The following is a 16,601-nucleotide window of genomic DNA, read 5'->3' on the forward strand; positions in this document are numbered from 1 at the left end:
GCTGGGGTAGCATCTATAACTACTCCACTAATGTCACAAGTAGAAATATCACTTCCCAAATCTATAGAGGGGGTGTTATTATAACTCACTTCCACATCATCTGAAGCTACACAACCATCAATCGTTACCGTTACCGTGTACAAATCTGCTTGGGTTACTGTTATCGTTTCTGTACTCCCTACCGTATTTCCTGCAGAATCTACCCAGTCATAAGTTGCATTTGCAGTATCTGCTCCAGCTACTGCTGCCGTTAGAGTAATCTCTTCTGCATCACATGCAGATTGATCTGCTCCAGCATCAACGGTAAAGTCTGCTGTGGTAACTTCTATAGTCATAGAAGATTCACAGGTTTGACTTGTTGGATTCCCATCTTCATCTAATACCACTCCAGCAACGTCTACTGTATAGAATCCTGCTTCTGTTACGGTTAATGCAGCTTGAGTTTCTCCTGCTAAAGGACCGTTTTCATCTGACCATTGGTAAGTTACCGTGTCAAAAGCATTAGGGTTAGCTATGGTAGCGTCTAAAGTGGTAGATGTAGTACCACAGAACGAAACTGTATCGTCAACATTGGATAGATCTGGCTCTTCAGAATAAATTACCGTAAATATCTCTTGCTGTAATTCTCCTGTATTGTTAAACGTATCTAATCTATAGATACCTCCTTCAGTTACGGTTAAATCCATCGTGGTTTCTCCATCTATTTCGATATAATCACCATTTACATCTTGCATATACCATACGTAAGCCAATGCCGTTGGGTACTGAGAAGTCAAGGTAACTGGATCATCACCACAAGCATAGGTCGTGTTTTCATCTATAATACTACAATCTGTAGAACCATCTCCATCAATTTGATTAAGCGTTATAAAACCAGCATCACCATTAAAATTGGTAATTAACAGCACATATACGTCTCCTTCTTGCGCATTCTCAATTCCAAAAGTTTCTTCAGGAGCTGCAGAATAGCTACATCCATCTCCAGCATCACTATCTGGGACTTGATTTTGTACTGTTAAGCCATTACAAGCACTATCTACATCATCAAAAGGACCCCAAGCGATGAAATCTACATCCAACTCATCTCCAGTAGGATTTCCATTTTCGTCAAAGGATGTGTTTTGAACCATTTCTATGGATAAATCTCCCGGATCCTCAATTTGCAAAAAGTACCATACGGGATTAGGCTGCGAACCTAAACAACCGTAATCTATCCCTGGAGGTGCTGTGGTACCAGAAGTATCATCTACGTTGGCAAAGATTAGACCTTCATCTGAACAAAAAGGTTCTGCTTCTAAACAAGGGATTGGAGGACACTCATCTGAAGTAATTGGCGCACTAACTATTGTACAGTTAGCATCGTCTAAATTCTCTGTAGTAATCACTACCTCTGTATCATAAGCGAAAGGACCAAAAGAAACTATACCTACTGTAGTTAAAGTTTGAGAAGCACTTCCTTGATCATCACTAATTTCTACAGAACCAGCAGAACCTAAATCGGTTATCTCTACATCTATAGAAAACTCTTGATTTGTTGGGTCACAATCCTTAAAGTAGGTCACTTCAGGATTAACACACGTAGCACAAGCCACTGTAATATCTATTGGAGTATAATCATTAGACTCACAACTTGTAAAACCATTAGAAATTAATCGTACCGTGATGTTATCTCCTGTAGATTGAAAAGTAAGACCTGTAAGATCTCCATTATTACCTGTTCCATTATACAATTGGGTAGTACCATCACTATCTAAAATGATAAAGTCATCTCCAAAAGTTGACATTTGTCCAGCATTAATAGTAAGGTTTAACACCGTCCCATCATCACTGGTAAATACAATTTCATTGGTTTCGTCGTTACCATAACAAAAACTTGCGTTTTGTGGACCAGCAGCACATTCTACAGTTAATGCCGTACAATATTCTTGCGTAAGATCACCGCTGTTAATTTCACAGTTTATATCGTCTGCATTTAAGACAGAAATATTTATCAAGTCTCCATTCACATAAGGACCAAAAGTATAAGTACCTGTCGCAGCAATCGTTTGATCATTAGCTGTATCTCCGTCTGAAAGGATCAAATCTGTTGCACTTCCTAAATCTGTAATCTCCACATCAATTAAGAACTGAGGATCTACAGCACAATCTGCAACCACCTCAAAGTTAACTTGAGGATTTACACAAGTGGCACAAGCCACCGTATAATCTAAAGAATCATAAGTACTATTTGATTGACAAGAACCACTACCATCTGGTGTAATTTTTACTGTGATCTCTGCTCCTGTAGATTGAAAACTCAATCCAGCTAAATCTCCTGCATTACCATACCCATTGTACAACTCTGTCGTACCATCACTATCTATTACAATAAACTCATCCCAATTATTCTCTACATTTCCTGAGTTTACGTTTAAATTTAATGGGGTTGTTCCGTCTGTACTTATATAAGTAACTTCATAATCTTCACCACTATCATAACAGTAGACCGCATTAAAAGGACCATCTACAGCACAATCTAAGTAAGTCTCTATACATAATTCTTGCGTAAGAGAAGAACTGGTTTTTACACAATTGGCATCATCATCATTCGCTATGCTAATCACCACATCGGTTCCATTTACATAAGGACCTAATTGGTAAACTCCTGTTGCTGTAACCGTTTGTGTCTCTGCAGGAGTTTGATCATCAGTTAGCGTTATACTTGTTGCACTTCCCATATCAGTCAAATCTACTTCTACAAAAAACTCGGGTCCAACACTACAATTTCCTTCTACGGCAAAAGTAACTTGAGGATTCACACAGGTAGCACAAGAGATTGTATAGTCTATAGGATTAATAGTACCACTTGATTCACAAGAATTAATAGTATCTGGAGTTATGATAACCGTTATCTCTGCTCCTATAGATTGAAAACTCAATCCAGTTAAATCTCCAGCGTTTCCGTAACCGTTATAAAGCTCTGTACCATCAGTATCAAGTACAATAAATTCATCCCAGTTATTTTCTACATTACCCGAGTTTACCTCTAAATTTAATGGGGTACCATCTGTACTTACATACGTAATTTCATAATCTTCCCCATTATCATAGCAGTAAACTACATTAAAGGGGCTATCTACGTCACAATCTATATAAGTTTCTGTACAAAATTCTTGAGTAAGAGAAGGACTGGTCGCACTACATCCTGCATCAAGGTTGTTTTCTAAGGTAATAACTACATCGGTTCCATTATCATAAGGACCAAATTGGTAGACTCCTGTTGCTGATACCGTTTCTGTTTGTGCGGGAGTTTGATTGTCTGAGATGATAATATCATCTGTACCACTCATATTAGTTAAGTCTACTTCTACAAAAAATTCTGCTCCTACCATACAATTTCCAACCACTTCATAAGAAGCGATAGGGTTGGCACAGTCTGGCATTTGTATAAAAGTAACATCATCTAATAGAACATCATTATAATAGGTAGAACCTCCATTACTATTACCCGTAACAGTAAATCTAACCTGCACTGCACCTGTTATGGTATAAGGAGCTAAATCAATTACATATTGATTCCAACTACCACCCAATAGAGTACTTACATTTAAAACTGAGTTCCAATTGGCACCATCAAAAAATTCTACATCAATTAAGTTAACAGCAGCATCGTCAGTATTATTACTAAACAAAAAGAACTCCAAAGCAGGTTCAGTTAGTGTAGAAATATCAATTAAAGGGGAGGTTAACGAACTCACCTCTCCGTCTGTATTATCACCACCGTCCATCCAAGCGTAGTTGGTTCCTCCGCCAGGAGTGTTATCCAGAATATCTTGAGCAGCGTAATCTGCATTTAAACTATAGTCCCAAGAGTTATCACCCGTTTCTTCCCAGCAAAGCGGAGTTGTATCTGCAGCAAAATCTTCACTCCAAGGTAAAGAAATCACATCACAAGAGGTATTAAAAGAATACGGCCCAACCCATACACTTTCTTCTGAGGCTGAACAAATTGCTTTTACATAAACATCGTATGTTTCTACTGCCGTTAAAGAGGTAATCGTTTCTCCTAGCGTACCATCATTGTCTATTACTGAGGTTCCTTCGGTTTCAGGATCAAAACCTGCAAGACCGTACAGAATCTCCCACTCTGTCTCTGTTGCCCCAGCAGTCCAAGTTATATCTGCCGAATTAGGCCCAATATTATTGGCCACGATAGCTGACGGCATAGGACAAGTTACTTCTATAATCTCTACGTCGTCTAAAAACCATCCAGCTCTATTGGCCGAACTGTCTGAATCTAATCTAAATCTGATTACTACAGAGTCTGTCATATAATCAGACAAATCAAAAAACTCTCTTTTCCACCATGTGTTATCTGGGGTAACATTTGTAGTACCCCATAATGGATAAGAATCTTCATCAAAAATTCCTGGCCCTTCTAAAACACCCCCACCTTGATAGTCTTCTGCTAGAAAAGCATTCCAAGTAGTTCCTCCATCGGTAGAAATCTCTACAATTGCTTCATCCCAACCTCCTTCTGTTTTTGCAATATGCCAAAAAGAAAGTTGCGGGTTGGTTACGCCTGTTAAATCTACAGGCGTCGTTAAAAAAACTGAATTGTTATTAGTTTCTGTATAGGCATTAGATATAGATTGCATGCCACTTTGGAACAGTGAGGTGTTTACCAACCAATCTACGTTATTGCCTGTTGCATTTTCATAGGTCCCGAGACCCGATTCAAAATCTTCTGAAATGACCTGAGCGCTTAACTGATAGCTAAACAGCCCCATACATAACAAAAAGACTACAAAAGTAATTTTCTTCATATCTAAGGTTTACTAAAATTTGGATTCATCTATTAACAATTGGTTGCCAATAATGCGCTAAATATACAAATAATTAGGTATTCATTAACATAAATATGTTAAAATATTTTCATCAAAATATTTCTCGGCTATAAAAATGCTTTTCGTATTTTTGAATATAAATAAGAGAGAAATGATAGAAAAAGAAGAAATTGAATATGAAAAATCTGTCTTGATTGGGATTATCCATAAATTTCAAGATGAAGAAAAATCCGAAGAATATTTAGACGAATTAGAATTTCTTACCTATACCGCTGGAGGTGAAGTTTTAAAACGATTTACCCAAAAACTGGATGTTCCCAATCCAAAAACCTTCATAGGAACTGGAAAGATGGACGAGGTGAGAGTTTTTGTAGAAGAAAATGATATAGGAACGGCCATTTTTGATGATGAATTAAGCCCAGCACAGCAAAAAAATATTGAGAAAATATTAAAATGTAAGGTGATAGATCGTACGTATCTTATTCTCGATATTTTTGCACAACGTGCTAAAACCAGCTATGCCCGCACCCAAGTGGAACTGGCGCAATACGAATATTTACTACCTAGATTAACTGGTTTATGGACGCATCTAGAAAGACAACGTGGTGGTATTGGAATGCGTGGACCTGGAGAAACCGAAATCGAAACAGATAGACGTATTGTAAGAGATAAAGTCTCACAGCTTAAAAACAAGCTAAAAACCATCGATAAACAAATGGCAGTGCAGCGTGGAAATCGCGGCCAGCTAGTACGAGTTGCCTTGGTGGGTTACACCAATGTAGGGAAATCTACTTTGATGAACGTAATTAGTAAAAGTGAGGTTTTTGCAGAAAATAAGCTTTTTGCGACTTTAGACACTACTGTTAGAAAGGTGGTCATTAGAAATCTTCCTTTCTTATTAACAGATACTGTTGGATTTATTAGAAAATTGCCCACCCAATTGGTAGAATCTTTTAAGTCTACCTTGGACGAGGTGAGAGAAGCCGACTTACTTTTACACGTAGTTGATATTGCTCATCCCAATTTTGAAGATCATATTGCCTCGGTAAACCAGATTCTAGATGAAATTGAAAGTGCCGATAAACCTATACTCATGGTTTTTAATAAAATTGATGCTTATGAACCCGAAGTAATCGAAGAAGATGATTTAATTACTGAAAAAACTCCCGCACACAATACTTTGGAAGAGTGGAAACGAACTTGGATGAATCGTTTGGGTGATAATGTGTTGTTTATCTCTGCTATTAATAAAGAAAATATAGAAGAATTTAGAAAGAAAGTATACGAAGCCGTTAGAGAAATTCACATTACGCGTTTTCCTTATAACAACTTCTTATATCCCGAATATGATAAATATACTGGAGAAATAGAAGATGAGGAGTAGATGTTAGGTTGTAGGTCGTAGGTCATAGGTTGTAAGTTGTAGGTTTTAGAATAGCAGAAAAAACCTACAATTGAATTTAATTGAAACAAAAAATCCGCTTCAAATTTGAAGCGGATTTTTTGTTTCTAAGATTTTAAACTACTTAGTCTTCCGTAATACTAAGGTTATCAATTTGGTAAGTAGTCGTTATTCCGCTTGAAGCTCCAGAATACTCAAAACCAATATAAACTACCTGTCCAGCATAGGCTGATAAATCTACATCACCAGAAGGCAAGAAATTATCTGCATAACCTTCTGTATTTCCCGTAGAATAATTAATATCTGTTAACTCTACCCACGTAGCTGTGGTAGGATCTCCATCGAAATCTGTAGAGGCATAGGTTTTTAAAGCTTGCCCATTATAATAACCGTCTTTTGTTCCAAAAGAAAGTGTAGCCGAAGTTGACGTGGTCATATCTACGCCTGGAGTTACTAACCAAACCTCGTAAGGGTTCTCTTCAGAATTGAAAGCAGAGGTTTGCGTATATTTATTACCATCAAAATCTCTGATGTCAAAAACTCTTTCTCCACCGTTGATGTTTACATTTACCCAACCATCAATACTAAGTGGCACTCCTACTCCTGCAGTTTCCCCTTGAAAATCTTCACTATAAGGAAGTGATACCGTTCCAGTAGTATCTGGTTCACCGCCGTCACCACCATCTTCGCCACATCTTTCACCGTCAAAGTCTACATCATTCTCATTTCTTAAAGTTAACTGGTATGTCGTGTTAAAAATACTTAATACAGCAGTTAAAGAACCATTACCTTCTGGTAAATCTATATTTTTAAAATCAGAAAAACCACTTATTCTCATGGTTGCGGTTTGTCCATCACAATTTTCAATATCTCTATTTACGCTAAATGTATCGTCTATATTTCCAAAATATTGCCCTAAAAGAGCCTCAGGAAATTGCACATTTTCAAATTGTACTAAGGTATTTAAGTATTGTGGAGAGATATCAGCAATAGAAATTACGGTAGGAACAATTTCTGCTTTTTCTGTAGAACGTAAAATTCTTCCGTAGAAATCATCTACTCCTATTCTTCCTACATCTGCACCTTCATATGTTCCTATTGTGGGTAATCCTGCATATTCTCCTACATAAAGATCATTTACTCTAAAGTAGATTTTTCTTCCTATACCGTAGGTTAAATAGGTATCTGTAGCTTCCGTAGAAATAGAAATTCCTGCGGTTGGATTTTCAGGACTGTCTTGAATCACTATAGATTTGTATACATTACCAGATTCATCACTAGAAACCACATAGCCTTCTAAGTATAACTCTTGATCAGAACCCTCTCCTGCTTCAATCTTTACGGCATTAAATCCGCCAAACATAGCTTTAACAGAAGAAATGCTAGTATTTACCGTAACATCTGGCTCTTCATACGTAACATCGGGAGCACTAAAGTCATCATCTTGTACACAAGAAGTTATCGCTAAACCTGCAAGAAACAGGAAACTTACTGTAAAAAATTTATTGATATTTTTCATAATTCTATTTTTTTAAAATCTAACGTAAACATTTAAATAATAAGTAGTTCCATAACCGTACCAGTATTTAGGCCCAAATACTCTCTTTTCATTTCCCATATCCTCTGATACAGTTCTATAATTGGCACTTCTACCCTGCTCAAAACCACCAGTTTTATATTCTTTATCTAATACATTATTGATGGTAGCAAAAAAGCCTACAAAATAATCATCTATTTTCCATGATTTTCCTCCTACTACATTCACTAACATATAACTATCAAATTTCTCTTGCTTTAACAACTCTCTAGCCACCGCAGGATCGTAATCATTAAATGGCGCTCCATCAAAATCTGTATAGAAATTTTTAGTTCTTGTAATGGGAGAAACATCTAAATAAGCATTAGAGAAAAAGTTGGAAGTTGCTCCAAACCACCAGTAATCTGGATCTCTATATTCAAACCCTATTTGATACGCTTGCTGCGGTCCTCCGGCAATTTTATAATCTTTAAGGTAAGATTTTCCGAAAACTCTTCTACGCTGTTCATCTATTTCATTGTCACCCGTAAATTTAAAATCATCTGAAGTTAAATACACATCTGGGTTATTAGTATAGACATACTGTCCATAAGAAGCTGCTCCTTTTAATTTAATGGTTGGCGTTACTTGCGCTTCAATTCCTAGTTCTGCCCCTACGTGTCTTTTGTCGACGTTGGTTAATACTTCTTGCACAAAAGCAGTAGTTACATTCCTACCTATGCCAGAAATACCATCTGCATAATAAAACGAAATTTCACTAGCGTCATCCATTTCAGTATAATATCCTGTAAGTCTCGCTTTTACTTTAGGAGATCTAAATACATAACTTAAATCTACATTTTTAACGGTTTCTTCTTCTAACCCAGTAACTGTACTATTATTTTGTCTCGAGTTAGAAAACGAGTTTCTTAACGTTGGTGCATTGGTGAAATAAGCTCCATTAAGGGTTACTAAGTGACGTCCTGTAATTTTATACGTGGCACCCGCCTTTACACCATACGTAGTAAAATCTAATTCTTCGCTTTTACCTAAAGAATTTTCCTTAAAACTTCCGTTTTTATACAATCCATTTCTTTGATAGGTGGTTTTTTCTAAATTTGCGCCTACATAGAAATCTACCTTACTGTAAGAAAATTGGGCTTGCGCAAAACCATTATATTCCGAAGCATCTAATTCGTAGTTGTATTTAAAGGTATCATCTTCTCCAACAATTCTATTAGGATTCTCAAAGTTATTTTGAGCCGCATCCCCTTGATTAAACGTATCTATATCTAAGTATCCTGTTCCTCCCAATAAATCGATCATATTGGCAAAATTATGAGATTTTAATCTCTTATACCCCAAAGACCCGTTTATAGTAATGTTGTTGGTAATGTCTGATGTTAATATGGTATTGGCCGTCAACTGTTTATCATCGTTACGGTCTTCGTATAGGTAATACTTAGAAGTTCCTCCACTAAAAATATTTTTTTCGTACATATCATCCCAATCTATCTGTCCATCGTTCTGAAATTTCTGTGTCGCTAAATAAGCTCCAGCATAATCTGCTCCATTTGGATTGGCTAAAAAGTAGCTAGGCAGTTTTTGGTAATACGAAGGATCTGGATTAGGAGCATTATCGTAACCTAACCTACTATTTCCTGTCTTTCCAAATTGATAGGCTACATTGGTATTTAACCTTGTTTTTTCTGAAATATCCCAGTAATGGTTTAACATAATTACTGGCTCTTTAATCTCTTTAATTCTTGAGTTTCTAATTTCTCCATCTTGCTTTCCCCAATATGAGTTATAGCTAATGTCTTTTAAATCATAAATCTCTTGCGTATTAGGAGAAGATTTTCCTCTTCTATTGGCCGCATAAAAGGTAGTTAAGTTTAAGCTATGTTTATCATTGATTTTTTTCTCTACGGAAGCAAAAAATGAATTGGCATCATATAAAGAACCATCATTAAAACCTTCTTCTCCAAATCTTCTAGAAGCTAAAAAGCTATATGCCCAACCTCCTTCTGTAAGACCAGAGTTATAAGAAGCCATTACTCTTCCTGTGTAACTTCTATTGGAAGAAGCATAAGAAATACGACCTCCTTTTTGGTACTGAGAAGCTCTCATCACCATATTGGTTGTCCCAGCTAAACCACCAAACGTATTTTCGTTTGGAGAAAGCCCCATGGTAAAAACTTGGTTGCGCATCACGTCGTTTAAACCTCCCCAGTTTCCCCATTGCGGTCTGCCGTTGTACATTTTATTCATCTCAATTCCGTTAATGAGAACTTTTCCATGTTCAGAATCATATCCTCTAGGCTTAAAGAAAGTAGCACTAAAGTCGTATGAAGCTGCATTTAAAAAAACATCTTTGGAAGCTTGTAATAAACCAGATAAGTTATCTGAAGCACTTTCGTCACTACTCAACTCATTATCGGAAATACTAATCGTATTGATTCTAAAATTTTCTTCATTGATATCTACCTTCAGAGAAATTACATCTAAATCTAAGATTTGGTTTTCATTTACAATAATAGGATATCTCTTAGAAATATACCCATTCTTGCTGAAAGTTACAATTTGCTCCCCTAGCGGAACCTCAAAAGCACTAAAATCAAATTCACCAGATGCGTTGGTTTTTACAGATAAGTTACTACGTTCTATAGCAACTTCAACATCTGGTAGATTTTCATTAGTTGTTGCACCTACTACACTCCCTACAATGTTCGTTTGTGAAAAAGAAATTGTACAGAAAAGCAATAGAGCTAAAAGAATAAAACTCTTTCTCATTTCTAAAATATTGATTAATATAAATTTAACGTAAGAAATATAATTTTCTCTTAGCAAATGTACATTTTTTCTTAATAAAACCTAAATTTGTTATCTCTTTTGAGTGAGATTTGATGTTTAAATAATACTACTATGATGAATAAACTATTGTATTTAGCTGCCATTTTATTTTTAGTAAGCTGTGGCTCAACCCAACAAGCAAGCCCAGGGAGCACTAGTGAAGAAAAAACCTTTAAAGTAAACACCATTGCTTTCTACAACTTAGAAAACTTGTTTGATGCCGAAAATGATGAAACCATAAGTGATGAGTATTCTCCTATTATGGAAATGAGCGAAGGTTTAAGAGAAGGAGTTTATCAGAAAAAATTAAAAAAAATGGCTTTTGTAATTCCGCAGATTGGAGCTGATGTTTCCAAAAATGCTCCTGCCGTGATTGGAGTTTGCGAAGTGGAAAACAGAAGAGTGCTAGAAGATTTAGCCAATCAAGAAGAAATGCTTCCTTTTGATTATGGAATTGTACATTACGATTCTCCAGATAGAAGAGGAATTGATGTGGCCTTAATGTATCAAAAGGAATTATTTAAGCCTACCCATACTAATTCTCATGAATTGCTAATCTATGACAAAAATGATCCCGATAAAAGAATTTTTACCCGAGATCAATTGGTAGTTTCTGGAAAATTAGATGGAGATATGATTCACTTTATTGTGAACCACTGGCCTTCTAGAAGTGGCGGAGAAGCAAAAAGTAGATCAAAAAGAGAAAGCGCCGCAGCGCTTAACAAAAAAATAATAGACTCCTTACACGGCATAGACCCTTATGCGAAAATCATAACGATGGGAGATTTTAACGACGGTCCTTATAATACCAGTATTAAAGAGGTTTTAGGCGCTAAATCGGAATTGGAAGAAGTAGAGCTAAAAGGTTTATATAATCCTATGGAAAATATGCAGAAAAAAGGCATAGGAACTATTGCTTATAGAGATAGTTGGGATCTATTTGATCAAATGATTGTCACCAAACCCTTAATTGAAAAAGATTACTCCACATATCGTTTTTACAAAGCAGGGGTTTTTAATCCTAATTTTTTAAGCACTCCTAGAGGAAAGTACAAAGGCTACCCGTATAGAAGTTTTTCTGATGGCGGATTTTCTGGTGGATACAGTGATCACTTTCCCGTATATGTACACTTGATTAAAGAGGCAAAGTAATTTTTTCACACAATTACACGTAATCAAAAAAACCCGCTTTAAGGCGGGTTTTTTTGATTCTTATTTTTTTGCTTTAGAACCAAATAGACCAAGGAATCATATACAATATCGCTGCAAGAGCCAAAGTATAAAAGATAGCTAAAGTTTTAAATTTTGGGGCAGAAGACAACTTCTTCTTATGTTTAGAATACCCTATCGTAATTAAAATTACGGCAATAATCATAAGTAAAGGATGCTCTACATTGTAAAGTCGCATCATCTTATTCTTCATCACCAATGACATATCTACGTTTTCTGAAAACCAAACAATTTTATCAGATACGAAGAACAAAACCAGCCCTATCAATAGTTGAAGGTGTGTGCAAATTAAAGCAAATAAGGAGATTCTAAAATCTTTTGCCCCATAAGGTTTCTTAGTAAAAACGCCTATAAGTGCATTTATAGTCGCTAGAAAAACAATTAAGACTACTAAATATGCCCAATACGAATGTAAAAAAAAGACTGCTCTATACATTTTTTAAAATTTTTATTTAAGTGGTAAAGATACTTATTTGCATAAAAAAACCGCTACTTATCGTAGCGGTTTTTCAATTGGATTATTTCATTACTCTTGTAATACCCAAATACCATCTTGTTTGATTACATATTGAGTTTCGGTACCGCTGCTACCGTCATAGATATCATAAGTAACCGCATATTTTTGTCCTTCTTCTGCATTAGGATCTATATTGTCTAAAACAATATCAATCGCTTCTACAATCATTTCTACACTCCAGTACTTATTATTACCTTCTCTTCTATCAAAATTGGCATAGTTACCTGCACTATCTGCCGCATCTGGATAAGCATCGGCTAATCCCGCTGCTAATAATGTAAAATCACTAGAGGTTAATGTATATGCAATTGTGTTGTCTGGAACCCAAGTTTCTCCGTTATGACCAAACTGAAGTTCTGTCTCCATAACTTGATTGTGTCCTTCCCAAGTACCATTTGTATACGTGTAAGAATTACCGCTTAATACCGTTTCTTCTCCATTGTAAAACTTATAAATAATAAATATCTGATCCTCTTCTTGCGCATAAGGGTATTTATTATCTAAGAAAGTAGGGATGTAATTTTCTGGATCTATAGAACCGCTAAAATTATCATACTGCCCTGGAGCTCCCATCGCATCATAATCTGCCGGACTTAAAAGATAAGCATTATCTACTAACTCCCAGTTACCATCTGTATACATAAAATATTTAGCCTCTATAAGGTTAGCTCCTGTAATACCTACAGTTTTAACAAATACATTTTCAACTCTCCACCTTCCAGCATCTGTATCTGTAGATTTGTATTCTAAAGCTAAATGAATAGTTTCTCCTTCATACGCCGTAAAATCGTACTCTTCAGAAAGAATAAAATCATTGCTATCTCCTGCTGGAGTTGTCGTTAAATTAATTTCATCCCAAGTAGTAGAAGTTACGTCTCCTGTATAGTTTGTAGAAACATAAATTTTCATAAACGATACATCATTTGCATAATTGATCGCTTGACTAATTTGAAATTTCAAATCTGATTCATTGGTTAAGTCGATTTCTGGAGAAACCACCCAATCTTCATTTTCTACTTGTCCGTTGTCAAATCCACTCGCTTGAATGTAATCTGTTTGCGCTTCCCATTCTTGCGCTCCTAAAATATTTACAAATGTCCAACCTTCAAAACTATTTTGAAAGTTATATTCTACTAAATTGGCATAACCTACCGTTGGCTCTTCAGTATATTGCTTGTATTTTGTCAATACAATTTGTCCTTCCGTAGGGTTATTGATGTTAGCATCTAATACCGTTATTAAATCACTTTCTACATTCGTGTTTGGATAAAAACCATTGGCATTGTTTCCTAAACTAGCGTAGTCACTATTGTCTAACTCATACTGCTCACTATTTGTAAAGTCACTTAATCCTTCAGCCTCACCTACGTAAAGGTTATAGCCTACTAATGCGGTTGAACCTTTTCCCCAATACGGAAATTTTTCAGTTAGTAATCCAGGAATTAATTCTTTTGCCTGCTCGTTAGAGTCAAAGCTTCCAAAGCCTAAATCTAGAGCTTCATAATCCTCATCTGTCATTACAAATTCTGTAGTTCCTGCAATATCAGAAGACTCCGCATTTGCATCTAACTCCTCATATACATCGTCCATAGGTTCACAACTAAAGAAGGCGAAACCTAATACTAGTGTTAATAAATAAAATCTATTTTTCATTTTTTGAATTTTTTAAAATTTGATTTTAGCTCCGATAGTATATGTTCTTCCGAAACCGTAAAAAACTGTAGCATCCCCAGCAGAAGAAAGGGCTCCATCTCTAGCATCAGCAATATATTCTGTATCTAATATATTATTGATGTTACCTATAATTGTCGCGTTAAAAGCTCCAAATGAAAAGCCGTGGGTTAATCCTAAATCTAGTAATCCATATGCAGGAGTTTCCCAAGCTTGTGTACTGTTTATAGAGGTTCTACTGTTAGGCTCAAAATCTGCGAAAAACTTATCGTAATAATTGAAATCTAGCCTTAATGTAGTTCTTTCTAAAACGCTATAATCTAAACCTAAACCAAAAGTAGTTTGTGCAGCATCTCCTACTTTTAAATCTTCGATATAAATGTCTATTGTATTCACTAATTGCTGCTCGTCATCAAAAACCTGAACTCCCGTTACATCATCTTGCCAAGTCCAATCTCCTATAGAAACCATACCACGAAGTTTTAACTTATCAAACGGCTTGTAATCTACGTCTAACTCTATACCTTGGTGAAGAGCATTAATTCCTAATATGTTTGCACTACCAAAGGTACCGTCTGGATTTTGAAAACTTCTAGTTAAAGTTCTGTCGTTCCAACTGGTTCTATATACGTTAAAATTAACACGTAGGTTTTCTGCTCTAAAGCCGTATCCTAATTCTGCACTAAATATTTTCTGATTCTCTGCTTCGTCATTAACATCATTTTGGTAGTTCAAGAAAATAGCATTAAAGAAAGGAGCTCTTTCAAAGTACCCTACATTAGCAAAAACATTATGATGATTATTAATATTATAGTTAGCGCCTCCTTTTGCACTGTATCCAAAGAAATTTTCAAAATCTGTTTCCTGTTGATCGTCACTATCTAAATAGTTAAAGTAATCAATTCTTTTATAAGATGTGCTTGAAGCTGCAACCGAGATAAATGCAGATAAATCTTCTTTAGAATATTCTACTTGAGCAAAACCTCCACCTCTCAAAACAATACCATCATTGTTGAAGCTTACGTTATCTCCTACCTGTGCATTATTTATAGGATTGTTTACATCGCTATCATCGTAGTAAAATTGTCCTCCTAATAAATCTTTTACTTCTCTATAGTGTTCTCCTTTATAGTATCTAAGGTCTATCCCTGCAAGTAAATCTAGCTCTGAAGTTAACTCTGTAGTGATCGTAGATAATACTCCGTACCAGTTGTGGTTATTAATATCTTCTGTGATCACACTTTCAGATCCTAAAGCACCAAGCGCCACGTTTTCATCTACAATTTTATCAAAGTTGATGGGCTGAAATTCTCCACTACGGTAATCTGTTCCTAATCCAAATTTGTTTTCTCCAGAAGATCTGCTTCCTGCACCTCTACCAAATGAAGCATATAATGCTGTAGATAAACTAGTTTTATCACTAATACTCCAATAATGGTTTAAAGATATTTGAGGTTTGTGGTAACGGTTTTCGTTTATATTATAAACCTGACCGTTTTTATATCCCCAATCGCGATTAAATTTAAGCTCGCGATCATTGCGACGAAAATCTTCTATACTTTCTCTGTTTCTACGTTGACCGTGTACTTGCGGCGCTCCAAAAGCAGAAAATGAAAGTTGGTGATCGTCTCCAAAATCTTTAGATACATTTAAGAAGTAAGAATAGGCTTCAAAAGAAGTAGCATCAATAAAACCATTTCCTGTAGTTTTAGAACCAGAGGCAGTAATGGCAAATCCATTCTCTAATTTCCCAGTAGAGACGGTAGCTCCAAATTTTTGGTATCCGTCGTTACCAGTAGTTGCGAAGAAGCTTCCTCCTTCTTTAGTATCTGTAGTTTTAGTTACGATATTTACAGTACCTCCAATAGAAGGAACGGCAACTTTAGAAGCTCCTAGACCTCTTTGTACTTGCATTGTTCTGGTTACATCAGAAAGACCTGCCCAGTTACTCCAATATACACGACCATTTTCCATACCATTTACAGGTACTCCATTAATCATCACGGCAATATTTTCTGAATTAAAACCACGTAAACGAAGCTCTGCATCTCCAAATCCTCCTCCTTTTTTGGTAGCGTAAACTCCTGGAGTAGATTTTAAGATCTCAGGAAATTCTTGGTTTCCTAATCTCGTTTCAATGTCTTTTGCTTTAATCGTAGAGACTGCCACTGGAGTTTTACGATCTATTGCTAGAGAAAAGCTTGTAATTACAATTTCATCTAGCGCACTATCGTCTGCTTCTAATACGATTTCTCCTAAGTTGAGTGTTTCTCCATTAGAAACCGAGAATTGCATCTCTTTTTTAAGAAACCCTACATAAGAAATTACGATTTTACCAGATGCATCATCTACATTTAAGGAGAAATTCCCATCAAAATCTGTTGTTGTACCATTGTTGGTCCCAACAACCAATACGTTAGCTCCTGGCAAAGGTGTTTTCATTTCAGAATCAGTAATTGTACCTTTTACAATACCTTGAGCGAAAAGAAAAGACGTTGAGAGCAACATCAAAACTAAAAATACATTTTTCATTTCTAAGACTTTTATTTATTTTTTTTTCGGTGCAAAATTAGTAATAAAAAGTCT

General features: G+C 35.9%; 7 protein-coding genes and 1 pseudogene. 2 read left to right on the top strand and 6 right to left on the bottom strand.

Going from position 1 to position 16,601, the window contains the following annotated elements:
- Positions 1–4,805: pseudogene (locus tag RLT85_RS09080) on the bottom strand (hypothetical protein); the annotation flags it as partial.
- Between the two features lie 172 nt (positions 4,806–4,977).
- Between RLT85_RS09080 and hflX the strand changes: the two are divergent.
- Positions 4,978–6,210 carry a GTPase HflX gene (gene hflX, locus RLT85_RS09085; RefSeq protein ID WP_311401717.1) on the top strand — a complete coding sequence of 411 codons (1,233 nt, stop codon included), beginning with the start codon at positions 4,978–4,980 and terminating at the stop codon, positions 6,208–6,210.
- 142 nt (positions 6,211–6,352) lie between these two features.
- Here the strand turns inward: hflX and RLT85_RS09090 are convergent, their stop codons facing one another.
- Both RLT85_RS09090 and RLT85_RS09095 read right to left on the bottom strand, forming a co-directional pair.
- Positions 6,353–7,747 (bottom strand): DUF5689 domain-containing protein, encoded by a 1,395-nt coding sequence (locus RLT85_RS09090; protein WP_311401718.1) that lies wholly within the window; start codon positions 7,745–7,747, stop codon positions 6,353–6,355.
- A gap of 12 nt (positions 7,748–7,759) precedes the next feature.
- Positions 7,760–10,537 carry a carboxypeptidase-like regulatory domain-containing protein gene (locus tag RLT85_RS09095; protein ID WP_311401719.1) on the bottom strand — a complete coding sequence of 926 codons (2,778 nt, stop codon included), beginning with the start codon at positions 10,535–10,537 and terminating at the stop codon, positions 7,760–7,762.
- A 132-nt stretch (positions 10,538–10,669) separates the two neighbouring features.
- Here RLT85_RS09095 and RLT85_RS09100 point away from each other — a divergent pair, with 132 nt between their 5' ends.
- Positions 10,670–11,749, top strand: a complete 1,080-nt coding sequence (locus RLT85_RS09100; protein ID WP_311401720.1) for an endonuclease/exonuclease/phosphatase family protein — start codon at positions 10,670–10,672, stop codon at positions 11,747–11,749.
- Positions 11,750–11,822: 73 nt separating this feature from the next.
- Here the strand turns inward: RLT85_RS09100 and RLT85_RS09105 are convergent, their stop codons facing one another.
- The 3 genes from RLT85_RS09105 to RLT85_RS09115 all read right to left on the bottom strand — a co-directional run bounded on the left by RLT85_RS09105 (position 11,823) and on the right by RLT85_RS09115 (position 16,547).
- Positions 11,823–12,263 (bottom strand): hypothetical protein, encoded by a 441-nt coding sequence (locus RLT85_RS09105; protein WP_311401721.1) that lies wholly within the window; start codon positions 12,261–12,263, stop codon positions 11,823–11,825.
- A gap of 90 nt (positions 12,264–12,353) precedes the next feature.
- Positions 12,354–13,997, bottom strand: a complete 1,644-nt coding sequence (locus tag RLT85_RS09110; protein WP_311401722.1) for a choice-of-anchor J domain-containing protein — start codon at positions 13,995–13,997, stop codon at positions 12,354–12,356.
- A 12-nt stretch (positions 13,998–14,009) separates the two neighbouring features.
- Entirely contained in the window at positions 14,010–16,547 is a 2,538-nt protein-coding gene (locus tag RLT85_RS09115; RefSeq protein ID WP_311401723.1) for a TonB-dependent receptor, read from the bottom strand.
- Between the last annotated feature and the right edge of the window lie 54 nt (positions 16,548–16,601).

The sequence above is a fragment of the Mesonia ostreae genome (genome assembly GCF_031845265.1).
Lineage (GTDB): Bacteria > Bacteroidota > Bacteroidia > Flavobacteriales > Flavobacteriaceae > Mesonia > Mesonia ostreae.

Excerpts from the sequence above, each read along its gene's own strand:
- RLT85_RS09105 (WP_311401721.1), bottom strand. The coding sequence starts at position 12,263 with ATGTATAGAGCAGTCTTTTTTTTACATTCGTATTGGGCATATTTAGTA.
- RLT85_RS09100 (WP_311401720.1), top strand. The coding sequence starts at position 10,670 with ATGATGAATAAACTATTGTATTTAGCTGCCATTTTATTTTTAGTAAGC.
- hflX (WP_311401717.1), top strand. The coding sequence starts at position 4,978 with ATGATAGAAAAAGAAGAAATTGAATATGAAAAATCTGTCTTGATTGGG.
- RLT85_RS09090 (WP_311401718.1), bottom strand. The coding sequence starts at position 7,747 with ATGAAAAATATCAATAAATTTTTTACAGTAAGTTTCCTGTTTCTTGCA.
- RLT85_RS09115 (WP_311401723.1), bottom strand. The coding sequence starts at position 16,547 with ATGAAAAATGTATTTTTAGTTTTGATGTTGCTCTCAACGTCTTTTCTT.
- RLT85_RS09095 (WP_311401719.1), bottom strand. The coding sequence starts at position 10,537 with ATGAGAAAGAGTTTTATTCTTTTAGCTCTATTGCTTTTCTGTACAATT.
- RLT85_RS09110 (WP_311401722.1), bottom strand. The coding sequence starts at position 13,997 with ATGAAAAATAGATTTTATTTATTAACACTAGTATTAGGTTTCGCCTTC.